This window comes from Bacillus sp. P4_D3 (assembly GCF_056401855.1).
On record NZ_JBFUIN010000369.1, the window covers coordinates 1 to 3,126 of the forward strand.

The 3,126-nt window shown below is 33.1% G+C and carries 4 protein-coding genes; 3 read left to right on the forward strand and 1 reads right to left on the reverse strand.

Annotation, left to right across the window (positions count from 1 at the left end; genetic code table 11):
• From AC1DTM_RS21185 to AC1DTM_RS21195, 3 genes are all read left to right on the forward strand, one after another.
• Positions 1–620 (forward strand): hypothetical protein (locus tag AC1DTM_RS21185; RefSeq protein WP_477000801.1); only part of this gene is annotated, 620 nt, incomplete at its 5' end.
• A gap of 209 nt (positions 621–829) precedes the next feature.
• Entirely contained in the window at positions 830–2,137 is a 1,308-nt protein-coding gene (locus AC1DTM_RS21190) for a hemolysin family protein (RefSeq protein ID WP_002200762.1), read from the forward strand.
• Position 2,138: 1 nt separating this feature from the next.
• Entirely contained in the window at positions 2,139–2,621 is a 483-nt protein-coding gene (locus tag AC1DTM_RS21195; protein ID WP_477000802.1) for a DUF456 domain-containing protein, read from the forward strand.
• 24 nt (positions 2,622–2,645) lie between these two features.
• Here the strand turns inward: AC1DTM_RS21195 and AC1DTM_RS21200 are convergent.
• Positions 2,646–3,126: NAD(P)-dependent oxidoreductase (locus AC1DTM_RS21200; protein WP_477000803.1), on the reverse strand; the 481-nt coding region annotated here is incomplete at its 5' end.

Below are 3,126 nucleotides of genomic sequence, written 5' to 3' on the forward strand. Positions count from 1 at the left end.
ACATATGGGAAATATATTTTTTATCGATCGTTCGTTTCACATTCACTCTTGTAATCTGTTTCTTTATAAGTCTAGGAATTGGCCATCTATTTTTAAAAGCACCAAACTCATTAAAAAAGTGTAGTTCTTTATTTCGCTGGATACCGTATTCTTTTGGCACTGTGATATTACAATGTTTAGTCCTATTATCACTTCTCTATATCGCGAAATTCATAAAGTTTCCTTTCTTCTCCTCTTWTATCATCGTATGTAGCACTTCTATGATAATCGTTATGCAAGCAATTAAAAAATGGCTACCGTTCTTAAATATTACTAATGAATACGAAATAAAAAATTCATCTTTCCTTGTTGATACGTTATTTATTGCGCTTACTTCTAATCATAAATCTATTTTGAGTTCCATTATTCTTTCATTCGTTTTTATGGAATGTATTTTTCATACAAACGGACTATTACAATTTATCGTCCAATTTGGCGGAAGCGCACCTATAGTTGTCACGATTGGTTTATTACTACTTTATATTCCATATAGCATCTTATCGTTTCTCCAAGCTTTATGGACAACAAACTACCCTAAACAGAACACGTATACTTTAACTAGAAGTATTTCGAAACCATAACATAGAATAACCGTCTACTTAAATTAAAAGTAGACGGTTATTCCTATTATATAGAGGACAAAATAACAGCAAATTAAAAAACTACTATTAAAACCTACCATTATTTACCCATTTTCTTTGACTAATCTTTTCATTTGGATTTATTATAAAAGTATAACATAATTGCAGGAGGTGACATCTTTATTCCAAAGTAGGAGTAAAGAACACACTTGGACATATTAAATATTTTTCTCATCTTTATACTTATCCTTATTTCTGGTTTTTTCGTTGCTTCAGAATTCGCTGTCGTAAAAGTACGAAAAAGTCGAATTGACCAGCTTGCTAATGAAGGTAATAAACAAGCATTAGCTGCAAGAAGCGTCTTATCTAATTTAGATGTTTATTTATCTGCTTGTCAGCTCGGTATTACTATCACATCTTTAGGACTTGGTTGGCTTGGTGAACCAACTGTAGAGCATTTATTGCGACCACTATTTGAAAGAATCAATATTACTGGAACAATGGCTAACACGCTATCCTTTATTATTGCTTTTAGTGTGATTACTTTTTTCCATGTTGTATTAGGCGAGTTAGTTCCTAAGTCTTTCGCAATCCAAAAAGCTGAAGCAATCACATTAAAATTTGCAAAACCGCTTATTTTGTTTGATAAAATTATGTATCCATTCATTTGGTTACTGAATAGTTCAGCTGTATTTTTCACTAAATTATTAGGTTTAGAACCTGCAAAAGAAAATGAACTTGCTCATTCCGAAGAAGAACTACGACTCATTTTAGGTGAAAGCTATAAAAGCGGCGAAATTAATCAAACCGAATATAAATATGTAAATAATATTTTTGAATTTGATGATCGTGTTGCTAAAGAAATTATGGTACCTAGAACTGAAATGGTTTGTTTATCTACTGAAAATACGTTAGAAGAAAATATGAAAATCGTTGCAACTGAAAAGTATACACGTTATCCTATTATTGAAAAGGATAAAGATGATATTATCGGAATGATAAATACGAAAGAGATTTTTCATAATCAAACAAAAGGCATTTACAAACCACTTGATGCTTACATACATCCTGTTTTAACTGTATTTGAAACAGTTCCCATTCGTAAAACGTTAATACACCTCCAAAAGAACCGCGTACAAATGGCGATTGTTATGGATGAATACGGTGGAACTGCTGGCCTTTTAACGATGGAGGATATTCTTGAAGAAATTATCGGAGAAATTCAAGATGAATTTGACGCAGACGAATCACCAATGATTGAAAAGCGTACTCCTAAGCTTACTGTTTTAGATGGGAAAGTACTCATTTCTGAAGTAAATGATATGTTTGGCCTACATATCGATGAAAGTGATTTAGATACAATTGGTGGTTGGCTTCTCTCTCAATCAATTGATTTAAATATTGAGGCTGGCTATTCAGTTGAATATGATGGTTTTCAATTTAAAGCATTAGAACTTGATGGGCATCAAATTAAAAAGATTGCTGTACATAAATTAGATACTACAAAGGAGTTATAAAGTGACTGTTTTACTAACAATTTGTATCATTGCTTGTTTCATTGTTTCATTTCTTGCCTTTATTTACCCCATTATTCCTGGCATCCTTGCCGTATGGGCTGGCTATTTCATTTATCATTTTGGAATAAATGGCGGAGAGTTAACGACATCTTTTTGGATTATTCAAGTCATTTTTACACTCTTCATTTTCGTTGCTGACTTTATTGCAAATGGATACTYCCTAAAAAAATACGGAAGTACAAAATCGGGCGAACGTGTTGGTATGGTTTCTATCATTGTCGGATCGTTCTTCTTCCCACCATTCGGGCTTATTATCATACCGTTCTTATCTGTATTTATTACGGAACTAATGCATAAAAAGGCGCCAAAAGACGCCCTTTTAGTCGGAATTGCAACTGTAGTCGGTTTTTTAAGTAGTACAGTAGCCAAAGCCATTCTCCAAATCATTATGATTATCATCTTTGTATGCTATATCATTTTTTAGCCATCCCTATTTTGGGATGGTTTTTTAATATGAAATACCTACTCGGCTTTTCTCGTATAAGCTTTTATTACGTAAACTCCATGCAAAATGAGCTGTATCACCAACTGTGATTTTCGATCCATCTGTTGGCAACATATCTTTTTCAGTTCGATATACACCTGTTACATCACCATCTATTAAATGCGTCGGACAAACAACAGTCCAACATAAATTACTGTTATGTAGTGCTTTATAAGCAGCTAAGTGATCTTCCGCAGCTGTTGTCATTTTTCTTTTCGATTCTTTTGATTGGAAACGATATATACTTGGGTTTGTTCGCGCTTGTAAAATACCAGCAGTTCCTATTGTAACAATTTTCTTTATGCCCTCTTCTTCCATTTGCTTTATAATAATCGGTAAACTCTTCTCTAACGTCCCATTCCGATCAGTTCCAAGAGCACTAATTACAATATCACATCCTTTAATCGCTTCCTTTATATCATTTCCGTTTAACACATTTCCCTCT